This is a genomic window from Pseudomonas sp. S34 (genome assembly GCF_009866745.1).
Lineage (GTDB): Bacteria > Pseudomonadota > Gammaproteobacteria > Pseudomonadales > Pseudomonadaceae > Aquipseudomonas > Aquipseudomonas jessenii.
On sequence record NZ_CP019398.1, the window covers coordinates 4,273,721 to 4,291,640 of the forward strand.

Annotated in this window: 14 protein-coding genes; 7 read left to right on the forward strand and 7 right to left on the reverse strand. The window is 61.9% G+C overall.

Going from position 1 to position 17,920, the window contains the following annotated elements; genetic code table 11:
- Nucleotides 1-67: 67 nt before the first annotated feature.
- Nucleotides 68-1,384 carry a Na+/H+ antiporter NhaC family protein gene (locus PspS34_RS19060; protein WP_056722503.1) on the reverse strand — a complete coding sequence of 439 codons (1,317 nt, stop codon included), beginning with the start codon at nt 1,382-1,384 and terminating at the stop codon, nt 68-70.
- A gap of 360 nt (nt 1,385-1,744) precedes the next feature.
- Between PspS34_RS19060 and PspS34_RS19065 the strand changes: the two genes are divergently transcribed.
- Both PspS34_RS19065 and PspS34_RS19070 read left to right on the forward strand, forming a co-directional pair.
- Nucleotides 1,745-3,892, forward strand: coding sequence for a methyl-accepting chemotaxis protein (locus tag PspS34_RS19065; RefSeq protein ID WP_154861436.1), 2,148 nt, complete (start codon nt 1,745-1,747; stop codon nt 3,890-3,892).
- Nucleotides 3,893-4,197: 305 nt separating this feature from the next.
- On the forward strand, nt 4,198-5,874 hold the full coding sequence (locus PspS34_RS19070; RefSeq protein WP_154947332.1) for an MFS transporter: 1,677 nt from the start codon (nt 4,198-4,200) through the stop codon (nt 5,872-5,874).
- Between the two features lie 166 nt (nt 5,875-6,040).
- Here the strand turns inward: PspS34_RS19070 and PspS34_RS19075 are convergent, their stop codons facing one another.
- The 4 genes from PspS34_RS19075 to PspS34_RS19090 are packed head-to-tail and all read right to left on the reverse strand — an operon-like array spanning nt 6,041 to nt 8,654.
- Nucleotides 6,041-7,357, reverse strand: coding sequence for a sensor histidine kinase (locus PspS34_RS19075; protein ID WP_150814159.1), 1,317 nt, complete (start codon nt 7,355-7,357; stop codon nt 6,041-6,043).
- Complete coding sequence (locus PspS34_RS19080) at nt 7,354-8,022, reverse strand: response regulator transcription factor (protein ID WP_057714001.1); 669 nt, start codon at nt 8,020-8,022, stop codon at nt 7,354-7,356. Before PspS34_RS19080 ends, PspS34_RS19075 begins: the two co-directional genes overlap by 4 nt.
- A 3-nt stretch (nt 8,023-8,025) precedes the next feature.
- Nucleotides 8,026-8,346, reverse strand: coding sequence for a PepSY domain-containing protein (locus PspS34_RS19085; protein ID WP_057714000.1), 321 nt, complete (start codon nt 8,344-8,346; stop codon nt 8,026-8,028).
- Nucleotides 8,346-8,654 carry a PepSY domain-containing protein gene (locus tag PspS34_RS19090; protein WP_154861437.1) on the reverse strand — a complete coding sequence of 103 codons (309 nt, stop codon included), beginning with the start codon at nt 8,652-8,654 and terminating at the stop codon, nt 8,346-8,348. Before PspS34_RS19090 ends, PspS34_RS19085 begins: the two co-directional genes overlap by 1 nt.
- A 225-nt stretch (nt 8,655-8,879) precedes the next feature.
- On the opposite strand from PspS34_RS19090, the gene PspS34_RS19095 reads away from it, so the two are divergent.
- The 4 genes from PspS34_RS19095 to codA all read left to right on the forward strand — a co-directional run bounded on the left by PspS34_RS19095 (nt 8,880) and on the right by codA (nt 12,891).
- Nucleotides 8,880-9,959 (forward strand): patatin-like phospholipase family protein, encoded by a 1,080-nt coding sequence (locus tag PspS34_RS19095; protein WP_150814160.1) that lies wholly within the window; start codon nt 8,880-8,882, stop codon nt 9,957-9,959.
- Between the two features lie 75 nt (nt 9,960-10,034).
- The gene (gene queD / locus PspS34_RS19100) at nt 10,035-10,391 is read left to right on the forward strand and encodes a 6-carboxytetrahydropterin synthase QueD (protein WP_008021670.1); all 357 of its coding nucleotides are present in this window, start codon (nt 10,035-10,037) and stop codon (nt 10,389-10,391) included.
- A gap of 210 nt (nt 10,392-10,601) precedes the next feature.
- A complete protein-coding gene (locus PspS34_RS19105; RefSeq protein ID WP_154861438.1) occupies nt 10,602-11,423 on the forward strand; it encodes an alpha/beta hydrolase in 822 nt (273 codons plus the stop codon).
- A 223-nt stretch (nt 11,424-11,646) separates the two neighbouring features.
- A complete protein-coding gene (codA, locus tag PspS34_RS19110; protein ID WP_057713996.1) occupies nt 11,647-12,891 on the forward strand; it encodes a cytosine deaminase in 1,245 nt (414 codons plus the stop codon).
- Between the two features lie 119 nt (nt 12,892-13,010).
- Here the strand turns inward: codA and PspS34_RS19115 are convergent, their stop codons facing one another.
- Nucleotides 13,011-14,003 (reverse strand): diaminopimelate epimerase, encoded by a 993-nt coding sequence (locus PspS34_RS19115; protein WP_154861440.1) that lies wholly within the window; start codon nt 14,001-14,003, stop codon nt 13,011-13,013.
- A 165-nt stretch (nt 14,004-14,168) separates the two neighbouring features.
- On the opposite strand from PspS34_RS19115, the gene PspS34_RS19120 reads away from it, so the two are divergent.
- Nucleotides 14,169-15,320, forward strand: a complete 1,152-nt coding sequence (locus PspS34_RS19120) for an MFS transporter (RefSeq protein WP_154861441.1) — start codon at nt 14,169-14,171, stop codon at nt 15,318-15,320.
- 100 nt (nt 15,321-15,420) lie between these two features.
- On the opposite strand, the gene PspS34_RS19125 is transcribed toward PspS34_RS19120, so the two are convergent.
- The gene (locus PspS34_RS19125) at nt 15,421-17,844 is read right to left on the reverse strand and encodes a TonB-dependent receptor (RefSeq protein WP_154947331.1); all 2,424 of its coding nucleotides are present in this window, start codon (nt 17,842-17,844) and stop codon (nt 15,421-15,423) included.
- Nucleotides 17,845-17,920: the final 76 nt, after the last annotated feature.

The window sequence follows — 17,920 nt, forward strand, 5'->3', positions numbered from 1 at the left end:
CAGACACATCGATGCTGGATGTGCCGCCGTCTTCGCGAGCAAGCCCGCTCCCACAGGGGTATCAGGGTTAGAGGACCATCGCCGCCACCCAGCCAAACGCCAGCAGCGGCAGGTTGTAGTGCAGGAAGGTCGGGACCACGGTGTCCCAGATGTGATGGTGCTGGCCGTCGATGTTCAGGCCGGAAGTCGGGCCTAGGGTCGAGTCGGAAGCCGGTGAACCGGCGTCGCCCAGGGCACCGGCCGTGCCGACGATGCACACGATCGCCAACGGACTGAAGCCCAGTTGCACGCACAGCGGCACGAAGATCGCCGCCAGGATCGGCACGGTGGAGAACGACGAGCCGATGCCCATGGTCACCAGCAACCCCACCAGCAACATCAGCAAGGCGCCAATGCCTTTGCTGTGATCGATGTACGACGCCGACGACTCGACCAGCGTCTGCACCTCACCGGTGGCCTTCATCACTTCGGCAAACCCCGAGGCGGCGATCATGATGAAGCCGATCATCGCCATCATTTTCATGCCTTCGGTGAACAGGTCGTCGGTGTCACGCCATTTGACAATGCCCGACACCGAGAAGATCAGGAATCCGACCAGCGCACCGATGATCATCGAATCGAGCAACAACTGAATGATGAACGCCGCCGCGATGGCCACGCCGGCCACCATCAGGCTCAGCGGGTTGTATTGCACCGCCACTTGCTCGACCTGTTCGATCTTCGCCAGGTCGTAGACACGCTTCTTGCGGTAGCTGACAAACGCGATCAGCAGGCCCGCCACCATGCCCAGGGCCGGAATGCCCATGGCGTGGGTCACGTTGATGCCGCTGATGTCCACGCCGCTGCGGGCGACGTTGGCCAGCAGGATCTCATTGAGGAAGATGTTGCCGAAGCCCACCGGCAGGAACATGTAGGGCGTGATCAGGCCGAAGGTCATGACGCAGGCGATCAGTCGACGGTCCAGTTGCAGCTTGGTCAGCACATAAAGAAGCGGCGGCACCAGCAACGGAATAAACGCGATATGTATCGGCAAGATGTTCTGCGAGGCGATGGCCACGACCCAGAGCAGGCCAATCAGCAGCCACTTGACCTGGCCACCGCCGCTGGCGTGCTGGCGATCGACCATGGCCAGGGCCTTGTCGGCCAGCGCATGGGCCATGCCGGACTTGGCAATGGCCACGGCGAAAGCGCCGAGCAAGGCGTAGGACAACGCCACCGTCGCCCCGCCACCGAGGCCGCTGTTGAAAGCCTTGAGCGTCGCCTCGATTCCCAGGCCACCGGTCAAGCCACCGACCAGCGCACCGACGATCAGGGCGATCACCACATGCACGCGGGACAGGCTGAGGATCAGCATGATGCCGACCGCGGCAATTACTGCATTCATTTCATTACCTCGATACAAACGAAAAGACTCCGTCCGGCAGTCTGCGAAGAGCCACCAGCGGATTAAGGAATGGGTTTTATTAGAGGGCGCGCACTGTGCCGCAGCGTCACCTCCTTGTCAAAGCACCTCGGCGCTGTCGAGATGTAACGACATGTGAAGACCTGTAGGAGCGAGCGAGCTCGCGATGCACCTGAGAGCACCGGGGGGGATCAGGTTTCCATCATCATCGTTGACGACCATCGCGAGCATGCTCGCTCCTACAGGGGGAAGTGTTTGATAGCCGATAGACGGGATAAAGAAACCAAAATCCCGGCCGTTACAGTGCAAAGTCTCAGATATTTATCGAATAAGGACGTCTCCATGTCGCTCAGACAACTTTCCATTCAATGGAAAATCACCCTGCTGGCCGGGCTGTGCCTGGCGGGCATCGTGACCCTGCTGGTGGGTCTTTCGCTGTACCGCATGGAGCACAGCTCCGAGCTGGTGAAAGCCTCGAGCATGGAGATGCTGACAGAGGCGGCCCAGGCCCGGATCGAGTCCCAGGGCGAAAACCAGGCGCTGGGGATACGCCAGCAGTTCATGGACGCCTATCAGTACGGCCACGGTTTCTCCCGGCAGGTGCTGTTCCTGCGTGACCAGGCCGAGAAGCGCTTTCTCGATGCCTTCGACCTGCGCGAAGACCTGACCCGCCAGGTCAAGTCAGCCCTGCAAGCCAACCCGGACCTGCTCGGCCTGTCCCTGGTGTTCGAACCCAATGGGCTGGACGGCAAGGACGAACTGTTCGCCGGCCAGGCCGAGCTTGGCAGCAACGACAAGGGTCGTTTCGCCCTCTACTGGTCGCAGCCGACGCCGGGCAAGGTAACGTCCATGGCGTTGCCGGAAAAGGACATGGCCGACACCAGCACCGGCCCCAGCGGCGAAGCGGCCAACGCCTGGTTCACCTGTCCGCGCACCACGCTCAAGCCGTGCGTGATCGAACCTTACTTCTATGAGATCGACGGTCAGAACGTGCTGATGACCAGCATCGTTTTCCCGCTGATGATCAACGGCAAGGTGATCGCCTCGCTATCCGTGGACATCAACCTCAACAGCCTGCAAGCGGTCAGCCTGGGCGCGAGCAAGAAGCTCTATGACGGCCAGACCAGCGTCAGCATCATCAGCCCGGCCGGCCTGCTCGCCGGCTACAGCCCGGACGCCGGCAAACTCAGCCAGCGCCTGGACGCCGTGGATAAGGCCAATGGCGCCGAACTGCTGCGCATGCTCGCCGCCAGCAGCAAAACCGCCAGCCTGCACAGCCATCAGCAACTGAAAGTGCTGGCACCCTTCCAGCCGATTCCCGACGGTAAATCCTGGGGCGTGCTGCTCGACGTGCCGGAGAAAGTCCTGGTCGGCCCCGCCGAAGCCCTGAAAAAGCAACTCGATGACAGCAACACCGCCGGTACCCTGGTCGAGCTCGGCCTGGGGGTGCTCGCCGCGCTGCTCGGTCTGCTGCTGGTGTGGCTGATGGCCCGCAGCGTCACCCGACCGATCCTCGGCGTGGCGCACATGCTCGAAGACATCGCCAGCGGCGAAGGTGACCTGACCCGCCGCCTGGCCTACGACAAGCAGGATGAACTGGGCCAGTTGGCCGGCTGGTTCAACCGTTTCCTCGACAAGCTGCAACCGATCATTGCCGAAGTGAAGCGCTCGGTGCAGGACGCCCGCAGCACAGCGGATCAGTCGTCCGCCATCGCCACACAGACCAGCGCCGGCATGGAGCAGCAGTACCGTCAGGTGGACCAGGTGGCGACCGCCTCCCACGAAATGAGCGCCACCGCCCAGGACGTCGCCCGCAGCGCCGCGCAGGCGGCCCACGCCGCCCGCGATGCCGATCAGGCGACCCGTCAGGGCCTGACCGTGATCGACCGCACCACCACCAGCATCGACAACCTCGCCGCCGACATGAGCGCGGCCATGGTTCAGGTCGAAGGCCTGGCGGCCAACAGCGAGAAGATCGGCACGGTGCTGGAAGTAATCCGTGCGATTGCCGAGCAGACCAACCTGCTGGCCCTCAACGCTGCGATCGAAGCGGCCCGCGCCGGTGAGGCCGGGCGCGGGTTTGCCGTGGTGGCCGATGAAGTGCGCAACCTGGCCCGGCGTACCCAGGAATCCGTGGAAGAAACCCGTCTGGTGATCGAACAACTGCAAAACGGCACCCAGGAGGTGGTGGGTTCGATGAACAACAGCCATCGTCAGGCCCAGGGCAGTGTCGAGCAGGTTGGCCAGGCCGTGACGGCGCTGCGCCAGATCGGTGATGCGGTGACCGTGATCAACGACATGAATATGCAGATCGCCAGTGCCGCCGAAGAGCAAAGCGCGGTGGCCGAGGAGATCAACAACAACGTGGCGACCATCCGCGACGTGACCGAGTCGCTGTCGGGCCAGGCCAATGAATCGGCGCGGGTCAGCCAGTCGCTCAATAGCCTGGCGAACCAGCAGCAGAACCTGATGGATCAGTTCCGCGTTTAAACCCGGCAACATCCCCTGTGGGAGCGGGCTTGCTCGCGAAAGCGGTGTATCAGACACATAGATGTTGAATGTGCCGCCGCCTTCGCGAGCAAGCCCGCTCCCACATTTGTTTCTGCACCCACTCATCAAATGATGGCAAGTGGATATCTGCCGCAAGCCGATTATGCTTCATGGAACCTTGCAGCGCCTTCTGGCGTCAATCTGAATGCAAGCCACGTAATCCGAAGACTTCAGCCCCAGGGCCTGGGTACGGTAAGTGTTGGTGGGAACTCCGGCCTACAACAAGAGCAAGACGGAGAATACTCATGGCAGCAATCGACAATGCAACCACGGGCAGCACGCCCAACCGCGGGCTCACCCGGGAGGAGCGCAAGGTCATCTTCGCCTCGTCCCTGGGCACCGTGTTCGAATGGTACGACTTCTACCTGTACGGCTCCCTCGCGGCGATCATCGCCAAGCACTTCTTCGCCGGTGTCAACGAAACAACCTCCTTCATCTTCGCCCTGCTCGCCTTCGCCGCAGGCTTTGCCGTGCGGCCCTTCGGCGCCATCGTGTTCGGCCGGTTGGGCGACATGATCGGGCGCAAGCATACGTTTCTCATCACCATCGTGATCATGGGTATCTCCACGGCCGTGGTGGGTTTGCTGCCCGGCTATGCGACCATCGGCGTCGCCGCGCCGATCATCCTGATCAGCCTGCGCCTGTTGCAAGGCCTGGCGCTGGGCGGTGAGTACGGCGGCGCAGCGACCTACGTGGCTGAACATGCGCCCAAGGGCAAACGCGGCTTCTTCACCTCGTGGATCCAGACCACAGCAACCCTCGGCCTGTTTCTTTCACTGTTGGTGATCCTCGCCTGCCGTACCACTCTGGGCACCGAAGCCTTCGAAGCCTGGGGCTGGCGGATTCCGTTCCTGCTGTCGATCCTGCTGCTGATTATCTCGGTGTACATCCGCTTGCAGCTCAACGAGTCGCCGGTGTTTGTGAAAATGAAGGCCGAAGGCAAGTCTTCCAAGGCTCCGCTGACTGAATCTTTCGCACGCTGGGAGAACCTGAAGATCGTGATCATGGCCCTGCTCGGCGGCACCGCCGGCCAGGCGGTGGTCTGGTACACCGGGCAATTCTATGCGCTGTTCTTCCTGTTGCAGACGCTGAAGATCGAACCGCAAACCGCGAACCTGCTGATTGCCGGCTCCCTGTTGATCGGCACGCCGTTCTTCGTCATTTTCGGCAGCCTGTCCGACCGTATCGGGCGCAAGGGCATCATCATGGCCGGCTGCATCCTCGCGGCCCTGACTTACTTCCCGATCTTCCATGCGCTGACCCAGTACGGTAACCCCGACGTGTTCATCGCGCAGGAGAAGAATCCGGTCACGGTCGTCGCCAATCCCGCCCAGTGTTCGTTCCAGTTCGACCCGGTGGGCAAGGCCAAATTCACCAGTTCCTGTGACTTGGCCAAGACCGTGCTGGCCAAAAGGGCAATACCCTACAAGAACGTGGATGCCGAGCCGGGCGCCGTTGCGCAGGTGCGCATTGGCGATAAAGTGATCGAGAGCTTCGAGGGCACCGGCATGCCGGCCGCCGACTTCAAGGCCAGGAACGACGCCTTTGCCACCACCCTCGCCACCGCCCTCAAGGACGCCGGCTACCCCGAAAAGGCCGACCCGGCCAAGACCAACTACCCGATGGTGTTGCTACTGCTGACGATCCTGGTGATCTACGTGACCATGGTCTACGGGCCGATTGCCGCCTGGCTGGTGGAACTGTTCCCGGCACGCATCCGCTACACCTCGATGTCGCTTCCCTACCACATCGGCAATGGCTGGTTTGGTGGCTTCCTGCCGACGGTGGCGTTCGCCATGGTGGCGGCCACGGGGGATATCTACTACGGGCTGTGGTATCCGATTGTCATCGCAGTGATGACGGCGGTGCTGGGTATTTTCTTCATGCCGGAAACCAAGGATCGGGAGATTCATCACACATAAACCTGACACCTCACCCTGTGGAACCGGGTGTACTCATAATCGGCGGCCATGAAAAACCACTGTGGGAGCGAGCTTGCTCGCGATAGCGTCAGCACATTCAACATCAATGTGTCAGACAGATTGCCATCGCGAGCAAGCTCGCTCCCACAGGGTTCCTGGTGTGACTTCAAGTATGTTTAGGCAACTCGATGACGACCTTCAACCCGCCCCATTCGCTTTCCAGCAACGACAGTTTGCCGCCCCAGCTATCGACGATGTCGCGCACGATGCCCAGCCCCAAACCATGCCCATGGGTTTGCTCATCCAGTCGCGTACCTCGGCCGAACACCTGATCGCGACGCTCTTCGGGAATGCCCGGGCCGTCATCTTCCACGTTGAGTTCAAAGCCCTCTGCAGTCTCGGCCACACTCAGGCGAACCTCGGCATCCGCCCACTTGCAGGCGTTATCCAGCAGATTGCCCAACAGTTCCAGCAGGTCTTCGCGATCCCAGGGCAATTGCAGGCCGGTGGGTGCGCGGTAGCTCAGCGCCAGGTGTTCGCCATGGATCATGTTCAGGGTGGCCAGCAACCCGGGGAGTTCTGCATCGCAATCAAACAGTGCGCCCGGCAACGCATCGCCGGACAACCGCGCACGATTGAGTTCCCGATTGAGCCGTTGCTGGACTTGCTCCAGTTGCTCCTTGAGGACCTTGCGCAATTGCGGGTGCGCGTCGAGTTGCTCGCTTGAAGCCAGGCTCAACAGCACCGCCAGCGGAGTTTTCAAGGCGTGGCCAAGGTTGCCCAGGGCATTGCGTGAGCGCTTGAGGCTGTCCTCGGTGTGGGCCAGCAAATGGTTGATCTGCGCCACCAGTGGTTCCAGTTCCACCGGCACCTGATCATCGAGTTGCGAACGCTGGCCCTGTTGAAGTTGCGCAATCTGCTCGCGGGCCTGCTCCAGCGGACGCAAGGCCCGGCGCACGGTAATCCGTTGCAGCAGCAGAATCAGCAGCAGCGCCGTCAAACCGAGGCCAAACCCGAGCTGTTGCATGCGCCGGAAGCTTTCGCGAATTGGCGTGTAGTCCTCGGCGACGCTGATGGAGATCGGCAACCCCGAACGTCGATAGTCCGTACGCAGCACCAGTAACTGTTGCCCTTCCGGACCCAGTTGCAAGTTGCCATGCAGGCCGGGGTGATCGAGCACCGGCAGTTCCTGATCCCATAAAGAACGGGAACGCCAATGGCCGTCGGCGAAATCGATGCGGAAATAATGCCCGGAGAACGGCCGTTGATAAGCGGGTGACAGGCGTCGCTCATCCAGTTGCAAGCCTTGCGGCCCGCGCACCAGTGCCGCCAGCAGGTTCTCGCTGTCATTGCGCAACCCGGCTTCGAGGTAGCGCTGCAACCCCAATTCGAACAGCCACAGGCTGGTTTGCGCCAGCACCAGGCCAACGACCACCATCACGCTGATCAGGCCCAGGCTCAAGCGGCGCTGGATCGATCTCACCGGGCTTGCCCGCCGAACAGATAACCCTGGCCGCGACGGGTTTCAATCACACTTTTGCCGAGCTTGCGGCGCAAGTGGTTGACGTGGACTTCCAGCACATTGGAATCGCGCTCGGTTTCACCGTCGTAGAGGTGTTCGGCGAGGTGGCTTTTGGAGAGGATCTGCTCGGGGTGCAGCATGAAATAACGCAACAGGCGAAACTCCGCGGCGGTCAGTTGAATGTCCGCACCGTCGCGCACAACGCACTGGCGACCTTCGTCCAGATGCAACCCGGCAGCCTTGAGCGTTGGCTGGTTGACCTGGCCATGGGAGCGGCGCAACAACGCCTGGATGCGCAAAAACAACTCTTCGGGATGGAATGGCTTGGTCAGGTAGTCGTCGGCGCCGGCCTTGAGGCCTTCGATGCGTTCGGCCCAGGAGTCTCGGGCCGTCAGGATCAGCACCGGCGTGGCCAGCCCCGCCGCGCGCCATTGCGCCAGCACCTCAAGCCCCGGCACGCCGGGCAAACCGAGGTCGAGGATGATCAGGTCGTAAGGCTCGGTGCTGCCCTGATGTACCGCATCGCGACCATCGGCCAGCCAGTCCACCGCATACCCCTGGCGATTGAGGCCGGCCAGCAGTTCGTCGGCCAGGGGCACATGGTCTTCCACCAGGAGCAAACGCATGGATCAGTCTTCCTTGTCTTTGAGTAAACGGCCGGTGGTAGCATCGATGCCCAGTTCGCGGACCACGCCCTCAGGGGTCAGCAGCTCGACTTCATAAATGTAGACGTCGTGTTTTTCTTCAAGCTCGGCTTCCAGCAGCTTCGCACCGGGGTAGTGACCCATCGCCTGCTGCAGCAGTTGCTCCAGCGGCAGGATCACGCCCTGTTGACGCAGGCTCAGGGCCTCATCCTGATCCAGGTCGCGGGCCAACACTGCCGAGCAAAACGCCAGAAGCAACAGCGCCATCCGGCTACCGGTGCATCGCTTGAATAAAAACACCTTCATTACGAATCCTGATGATCCTTGAGAACCTGCCCGCTGACAGCGTCTAATTCCACATCCCAGTCGATGCCCTGAGGATCGCGCAGCTCGACCTTGTACAGGTATTTGCCATAACGCTGTTCCAGCTCGGTTTCACTGACGGTGGAACCCGGATGCCTGGCCACCGCGTTGGCATTGAGTATCTCGAACGACACAATGGTACCAGCGTCGCGCAATCTCAGCGCTTCATCCGGGCCAAGTTCCCGGGCGTAGGCGAGGCTTGCGGTCATGCCGAGGATCGACGCGGTGAACAGGGCGGTCAGGATTTTCATGGGTGTCTCCGTATTTCTTCAGGTGCTGCCTGTGGGCGCCACCTTAACCGGATGAACTTAATTGAAACTGAATTGCCATCATCGGCAACACCGCAAATGCCCTGTGGGAGCGGGCTTGCTCGCGAAGAGGCCGTGTCAGTCGCCATCCATGTTGACGGTCACACCGCTTTCGCGAGCAAGCCCGCTCCCACATAATCTGCCCGCTGAACAGACTTCGAGACTTTAATGACCGCCATCCACATCAAGTTCCCCTCCCTGACCCTCAAGGCCGGTCCAGGTGCCTTTGCGCGCATTCGTGACAGCGGCTTGAACGCCGCCGACGTCGGCACCTTGCCTGGCGCCGCTGGCGGTCCGAAGGCGCTGGGGATTCAGGGTCTGGACCTGGCGCTGTTCGGCGAGTGGCTGCCGGCGGCACCGCGGGAACGCTCGCTGATTGGCGCATCGGTGGGTTCCTGGCGCTTCGCCAGCGCCTGCCTGCCGGACGCCGCCGAAGGCATCCGGCGTCTCGGGCAGTTGTATACCGAGCAACACTTTGCCAAGGGCGTGACCATGGCGCAGATCAGCCAGAGCTCACAGCGCATGCTCAATGACCTGCTCGACGGTCGCGATGCCTCGATCCTCGACAACAACCATTACCGCCTGAACATCATGGTGGTCAAAAGCCACGGCCTGCTGGCCGACGATCATCGCGGCCGCCTCGGGCTGGGCCTGTCGTCGGTCATCGCCGACAACCTGCGCGGCCGGGCGCGGCTGGCACGACACTTCGAACGCCTGATCATCCACGACCCGCGCCTGGCGCCGCCAGTCAATGCCTTGAATGACTTCCCGTCGCGCTTCGTCGCCCTCAATGCCGGCAACTTGCGCCAGGCCCTGCTGGCCTCGGGCTCGATCCCGATGGTGATGCAAGGCGTGCGCGACCTGCCGGGCGCCGGCGCCGGGACCTTCCGCGACGGCGGTCTGCTGGATTACCACCTGGACCTGCCATACAGCGGCAACGACATCGTGCTTTACCCGCATTTCACCGACCGGGTGATTCCCGGCTGGTTCGACAAGACCCTGCCATGGCGCCGCGCCTGCCCGGCTCGCTTGCAGAACGTGCTGTTGCTGGCGCCGTCGAAGGAGTACCTGGCGCGCCTGCCCTACGGCAAACTGCCGGACCGTAACGACTTCAAGCGCTTCATGGGCGATGCCCCGAGCCGGCAGAAATACTGGCGCACGACCATGGACGAAAGCCGCCGCCTGGGCGACGAATTCCTCGAACTGGCCGCCAACGGTCGCCTGGGCGAGCGCTTGCTGACCCTTTAGTCAGGACAAACTGGTAAACTCGCCACCTGCCCGAATCGCTGCGGCGAACGCCACCTGAACAGAGCTGAAGATACTGTGGAAATTTTCAAAGAGTTTACCTTCGAATCCGCCCACCGCCTGCCCCACGTACCGGACGGCCACAAGTGCGGGCGCCTGCACGGTCACTCGTTCAAAGTGGCAATCCACCTGAGCGGCGACCTCGACCCGCACACCGGCTGGATCCGCGACTTCTCGGAAATCAAAGAGATCTTCAAGCCGTTGTACGAGCGTCTGGACCACAACTACCTGAACGACATTCCTGGCCTGGAAAACCCGACCAGCGAAGTGCTGGCCAAGTTTATCTGGCAGGAATTGAAGCCTCTGCTGCCGGAACTCAGCGCGATCCGTATCCACGAGACCTGCACCAGCGGGTGCATCTATCGCGGCGAATAAGCCGGCAGACAATTGCAGAACCCTGTGGGAGCGAGCTTGCTCGCGATGACGGCGCCACATTCAACATCGATGTGACTGACACAACGCCATCGCGAGCAAGCTCGCTCCCACAATGGAACAGCGTTTTGTCAGAGAAAAAGAAAACAGCCTTCATCGGCTGTTTTTTTATGCCTATGCTTTTTGCCTCGCACCCGCCAAGAGGACACACCTATGACTGACTGGCCACTGCCCCAGACCTACCGCTTCAAAGGGCACTCCGTGCGCTACGCCGTGCGCGGCGACGGCCCGCCGCTGGTGTTCGTGCATGGCACGCCCTTCTCCTCTTATGTCTGGCACCGGATTGCCCCGCACTTCATCACCACGCACCGGGTGCACTATTTCGATTTGCTGGGCTACGGGCAATCCGAGAAAGTTGATGGTGACGTGTCCCTGGGTGTGCAGAACGAATTGCTGACGCAGTTGCTGGATCATTGGGGCCTGGATCGCCCCGACGTGGTGGCCCATGACTTTGGCGGTGCCACAGCCCTGCGAACGCACCTGCTAAACGGCAAGGATTACCGCAGCCTGACACTGATCGACCCGGTGGCGCTCACGCCCTGGGGTTCGCCGTTCGTGCAGCATGTGCGCCAGCATGAAGCCGCCTTCAGCGGACTGCCCGATTACATCCAGCAAGCGATCGTGCCGGCTTACATCCGCGGGGCGATCAAGCGGAAAATCCCGGACCACGAACTCGCCCCCTATGTTCAGCCGTGGCTGGGAGAGCCGGGGCAAGCGGCGTTCTACCGGCAGATCGCGCAGATGAACGAGCGTTATACCTGCGAGGCCGAGGGCCTGTACTCGACGATTCGCTGCCCGGTGCAGATTCTCTGGGGTGAAGATGACCAGTGGATTCCCATCGAACGCGGTCGGGCCTTGCAGCAGATGATTCCCGGATCGCGGTTTTATCCGATTCCCAACGCCGGTCATCTGGTTCAGGAAGACGCGCCCGAATCGGTAGTCGCGGCGCTGCTGCGGTTTTTGCCCCTGCAGTAATCCTCCAGAACAAACCCAATCCCCTGTGGGAGCGGGCTTGCTCGCGAAAGCGGCAGTACATCCAGCATCTATGTAGCTGACACACCGTCTTCGCGAGCAAGTCGGATCGCCGCACCGCCGCTCCCACATTTGAACGGTGGTGATCAATGTCACTGGCGGGAATCGCCGCTGGCGAGCTAACGTAAGAGTATTGCCTAAACGATTCGCCAAAAGGATCTGCCCGATGCACATCATCAATGCCCGTCTGCGCAACCAGGAAGGCCTGCATGAGTTGAACCTGGAAAACGGCCTGATCAGCAGCATCGGCCGCCAGATCGAAGCCCCGACCCTGGGTCCTGACGATCTGGATGCCGGCGGCAACCTGGTGGTGCCGCCTTTTGTCGAGCCGCACATCCACCTCGACGCAACCCTGACCGCCGGCGAGCCGCGCTGGAACATGAGCGGCACGCTGTTCGAAGGCATCGAGTGCTGGGGCGAACGCAAGGCGACCATCACCCAGGAAGACACCAAGGCCCGGGCAAAGAAAACCATCCAGACCCTCGCCGCCCACGGCATCCAGCATGTGCGCACCCACGTCGACGTCACCGACCCGCAACTGACCGCGCTCAAGGCGATGCTCGAAGTACGCGAGGAAAGCCGGCACCTGGTCGACCTGCAAATCGTCGCATTCCCTCAGGAAGGCATCGAGTCCTACCGCAATGGTCGCGAATTGATGGAAGAAGCGATCCGCATGGGCGCCGACGTGGTAGGTGGCATTCCGCATTTCGAGTACACCCGCGATCAGGGCGTCAGCTCGGTGAAGTTTCTCATGGACCTGGCCGAACGCAGCGGTTGCCTGGTGGATGTGCATTGCGACGAAACCGACGACCCGCATTCACGCTTTCTCGAAGTGCTTGCCGAAGAGGCCCGCAGCCGCGACATGGGTTCGCGGGTCACGGCCAGCCACACCACGGCCATGGGCTCCTACGACAACGCCTACTGCGCCAAACTGTTTCGCTTGCTCGGGCATTCGGGGATCAGCTTTGTCTCCTGCCCCACCGAAAGCATCCACCTGCAAGGTCGCTTCGACAGTTTCCCGAAACGCCGGGGCGTGACCCGGGTCAACGAGTTGCTGGAAGCAGGCATGAACGTGTGCTTCGGCCAGGACTCCATCGTCGATCCGTGGTACCCGCTGGGCAACGGCAACATTCTGCGGGTTCTTGAAGCCGGCCTGCACATCTGCCACATGCTCGGTTATCGCAACCTGCAAAGTGCGCTGGACCTGGTGACGGACAATAGCGCCCGAGCCATGAACCTCGGCGATCGCTATGGCCTGGAGCGCGGGCGGCCGGCGAACCTGCTGATTCTGTCGGCGGAGAGTGATTACGAAATGATCCGCAGCCAGGGGTTGCCGCTGTACTCGGTGCGCGATGGCAAGGTCTTGATGAAGCGGACGATGCCGGTGGTGGAGTTCAGTGGGCTGGACTGAGTTTGGTGTTGTCTGGCCTGGCCTCTTCGCGAGCAAGCCCGCTCCCACATTTAATCGCGTTTGTCTGGACAACTCGGTCAACTGTGGGAGCGGGCTTGCTCGCGAAAGCTATTTTGAAGTCAATCAATTAACCGAGCCGTACCAAACAGACTGACCCGACTCAACTCTCCCCGTTCCTCTTCCAGCAAGATCGGCGCCGTGCCACCCGGCATCGTCACCTTCACCTCCCCGGCGCAGACCCAACCTGCCCGCCAGGCCGCACAGGCCACCGCGCTGGCGCTGGTCCCCGACGACGCCGTCGGCCCCTCGCCCCGCTCGAATACCCGCGCGGCGATGTGTCCTTCGGACACCCGCATTGCCCATTGCAGGTTGACTCCCGCCGGACAAGGCTTGCCTGCGCCGACCGGCATGGCGTAGGCGATTCGCGTCAGCCCTTCACCCAGTGCCGGCTCGCGCATCTGCTCGTTGCTCGGCAGGTCCTCGGCACTTTCCACCAGCGTCACGCAATGGGGATTGCCGACCCGCGCGAACTGGCTGTGCGACCATGCACTATTGAGTGCCGACAATTGTTCAACGTGGCTGAGTTCGCGACCATTGAACATCGCCGCTTCAACCCCGTGAGCACTGACCGCCGACGGCCCGAATCCCGGCTGGCCCAGATCGAGCCAAAAACCCTTCACGCCCTCGACCTCTGCGGCTTTCACTGAAGTCTGCCCCGGCGAAGGCGAATCAGCCTTGTCGTGGTGAACCCTGAGCAGACAGGCTTCGTTCTGCGGCAACAGCCCTTGATCACTGAGGGCCTGGGAAAAAATCGTCAGCCCGTTGCCACTGCGCTCGGCCAGGGTACCGTCGGTGTTGACGATCAACAGATCAAAGGGAGGCGACGACTGAAACGGTCCGACCAGCAAACCGTCGCTGCGATGATCCTTGCTGCCGGACGGTTGAGTGCCTGGAGCCCAGCTGCAGCAAGCCTCGATCGCGGCTGGCGCCCAGGCTTCAAGGGTTTGCGCTGCCTGGCTGGCCTGGTCGGGCAGGTCGATGCCCTGACGGCGCAGTTCTTCGGGCGCTACCACGATGTAAATGTTGCCCCGTGCATCGTACCTCTGCGCCATGGCGCCCTCCGTGTGTCATTGGAATGGCTCAACATATCGCGAAAAACACTGGCGCTGTGCAACCATATCGCCCTGTTTGACCGTAAAACTTTCCGGGCACTGATCGAACCCTCACAGGCCGATCACTGTCCGTTGAGGACGCGACACTTTTTGCCAAGGATTGTCATGACCAGCCTCAACAGCCAAACCACCTTCGTTCCCGGGCGCCTGGAACAGATGTCCACGCGCATCGCCTTTTTCATCGCCGGGGTCGGCATCGCCGCGTGGGCACCGCTGGTGCCCTATGCCAAGGCCCGGGCCGGACTGGATGAAGGCACCCTGGGATTGTTGCTGCTGTGCCTGGGGGTAGGTTCGATCCTGGCGATGCCGCTGGCCGGGATCCTGTCCACACGTTTCGGCTGCCGGCGGGTGACGGCCGGCGGGACCCTGCTGATCTGTGCCGCCCTGCCGCTGCTGGCGACGGTGTCGTCGATTCCGGCGCTGATCGCCGCATTGTTCATGTTCGGCGCGGGGCTGGGCACCGTGGATTCGACGGTCAACCTGCAAGCGGTGATCGTCGAGCGCGCCAGCGGCAAAAACATGATGTCGGGGTTCCATGGCCTGTTCAGCCTGGGCGGGATTGTCGGCGCGGCAGGCGTCAGCGGATTGCTTGGCCTGGGGATCTCACCTCTGGGGGCCACGCTGGTGGTGATCGTGTTGCTGCTGATCGCGCTGGCCAAGGCCGTGCCGCATCTGTTGCCCTACGGCAGCGAGAGTTCGGGGCCGGCGTTTGCCGTGCCCCATGGCATCGTCCTGTTCATTGGCGGCATGTGCTTCATCGTGTTCCTCGCCGAAGGCGCTGCGCTGGACTGGAGCGCGGTGTTCCTGACACAGGAACGTGGCATCGACACAGCGTATGCGGGGCTCGGTTATGCGGCGTTTGCCTTGACCATGACGGCCGGGCGTTTGACCGGTGACAAAATCGTACGACGGTTGGGCGCGACGCGGGTGATTGTGTCCGGCGGGCTGACCGCCGCCGCAGGTTTGTTTCTGGCGACGTTCGCACCGAGCTGGGAAGCGGCGCTGGTGGGTTATGCGTTGCTGGGTGCCGGTTGCTCGAACATTGTGCCGATACTGTACACCGCAGTCGGCAAGCAGACGGTCATGCCCGAAAGCATCGCCGTGCCGGCCATTACCACCCTGGGTTATGCGGGCATCCTGGCAGGCCCCGCCGTCATCGGCTTCGTCGCCCATGGCAGCAGCTTGAGTTTCGCCTTTGCCCTGATGGCGGTGTTGCTGGTGGCGGTGGCCGTTGGTGGGAGAGTGTTGAAGGTCTGAATTGTGGCGAGGGGGCTTGCCCCCGTTGGGTTGCGCAGCAGCCCTAAAAGAAGGCCTGCTACGCAGTCCAACGGGGGCAAGCCCCCTCGCCACAGGTCTATCAGAACCCGACACTGGCCTGCACAAAGAACGTGCGCGGCGCACCGACGTACATGCCCGAGTTGTTGTCGCTGGAACGGGTGAAATACTGCTTGTCGAAGATGTTCTTCACCCCCGCCCCCAGTTTCAGGTTCGACACCTGCGGACCGAAGTCATAGCCGGCACGTGCGTTCCAGAGCACGTAACCCGGGATATCACCGAACTGGCCATCAGCGGTGCCTTCAGTGATGTAGTCGCCGTTGAAGCTGCCATCGGCGTTCACGCCGGTGCCCGGCGAACGCTGCTTGGACTGGGCGAACGCATCGAGGTTGTAAGTCCAGCGGTTGACGTCGTAACGCAGGCCGGCGGTGGCCACCTGGCGGGAGTAGAACGGTAGGTCACGGCCCTTGAAGCCCGGGATCTCACCTTCGTAGGTGGCGCGGGTGTAGGTGAAACCGGCGTTGGCGGTCAGGCCGTCCAGCATCGGGTTCAGCGCAGCCATGTCGTAGTGCACCGAGGCTTCGATACCCTGGTGCTTGGTCGCGCCGAGGTTGGTCCAGCCCACGTCATTGCTGATGTATTGCAGTTCGTCGTCGAAGTCGATGTAGAACAGCGTCACTTCACCGCCCCACACGTCATCGTTGTAGCGCGTACCGATTTCGTAGGTCTTGGCCTTTTCCGGCTCCAGGCCGTTGGCGGGCTCATTACCGATACCGCCCTGCCCCAGCTGGAAATACTGCAGCGCGCCGAACGAGGTTTCGTAGTTGGCGAACAACTTCCAGGCATCGGACATGTGATACATCACGCTCAGGGCCGGCAGCGGCTCATTGCTCTCGATGCTGCGTTTTTTCTCCGGCACCCGTTTACCGGCATTATCAAGCACCGGGCGGTCGTGCCAATCGGTGCTGATGTGCTCGAAGCGAATGCCTGGCGTGACAGTCCAGTTGCCAACGTCAATCTTGTTGTCGACGTAGACCGAATTGGCCTCGGTTCCACCGGTACGGTCCTGATAGACATGGCCGTCCGCCCCCGGACGCACGACCGGCTCATTGTTGACCAGTGCCACACGGCTGGCCTCTTCGTGCATGGCCTCTTTCAGGTAGCGATAACCGACGCTGACTTCCTGGGTGGTCGGGCCCACATCGAAGACGTGAGACACCCGTGGTTCGATACCGTAGGTGTAGTAGCTGCGCGGATAGGAATTGAGTGTGCTCAGGTCCCGCGAGGCAATGGTGCTGCCACGAAAGCTGTCGGTGTAGTAGGTCAGCACTTCGGCCTGGGTGCGATCGTCGATCTGCCGCACCCACTTGAATGACACATCCTTGCGGCGGCCGCTGAAGCTGTCGTAGTCGCGCACCGACTGGAACGGGTCGGCGTCGTACTGCGCCTGGGTCAGGCCGCCGGGCATGTCGGCCTTGGCATCGTAGTAGTGAAAGTTGAGGCTGAAATCGTCGACATCAGTCGGCGCCCAATGGGTCTTGAGGATCACGTCGTCGATGTCGTTGCCGTTGTTGCTTTCACGGTAACCGTTGCCGTTCACGCCGGAATACAACAGCGCCACGCCCATGCCGTTGTCGGCGGTGCCGCCCATGAATGCCGTGTCGATGTGCTTCCAGCCACCGTGCTGTGAGGTTTCCAGGGTGGTGCCGATTTCCGCGGAGGCCTGTTCCGGGATCGCGCGGGTCACGAAGTTGATCACGCCGCCCACGTTCTGTGGTCCGTAGCGTACGGAACCGGCACCGCGCACCACGTCGATGCTGTCGAGGTTGCCCGAGGAAATCGGCGCCATGGACAGTTGCGGCTGACCGTAAGGCGCGAACGCCGCCGGGATGCCATCGATCAGCACGGTGGAGCGAGGCGACAGGCGCGAAGTCAGGCCGCGCACGCCGACGTTGAGGGAAATGTCGCTGCCACCGGTACCGTTGGCGTCCTGCACCTGCACACCAGGAACGCGCTTCAACACGTCACCGACGTTCATCGCGCCCTGCTCGACCATGGCTTCGCGGCGGATCACGGTTCGTGCCCCGGGGTGGTTCTGCACCACGGCGGCATCGGCGTCGCCGAGCCAGTTACCGACGACCTTGATGTCAGTCACGCCCAGTTCCAGTGGACCGCTGGCCGCCGATGCAGGTGCCGGCATCAGCGTCACCGAACCTTCATCGATCTGGTATTGCAGGCCGCTGCCTTGCAGCAACTGGCGCAGCGCGTCTTCCGGGGAAAGGTTGCCATCCACCGCCGGAGCCTGCTTGCCGGCGACCAGTTCAGGGCTGAAGAACACCTGAAGCGAGGTTTGCTGGCCCAACTGACTCAGGGCCTGTCCCAAGGGTTGCGCCGGGATGCGGATGGCATCGGCGGCAAAGGCCTGGGGCAGCGCAACGTTGACCGCCAGCGCGAGGGCCAGCGGTAACCAGGGGAGTTTGTTGTTTTTAGCGGTGGAGTTTTTCACGTCGAACGTAATCCTGTGGATCGCAAGAGTGTGCGTTTGTTAATGCAAACCAGTTGCAGTTGAACAGGAAGACGAT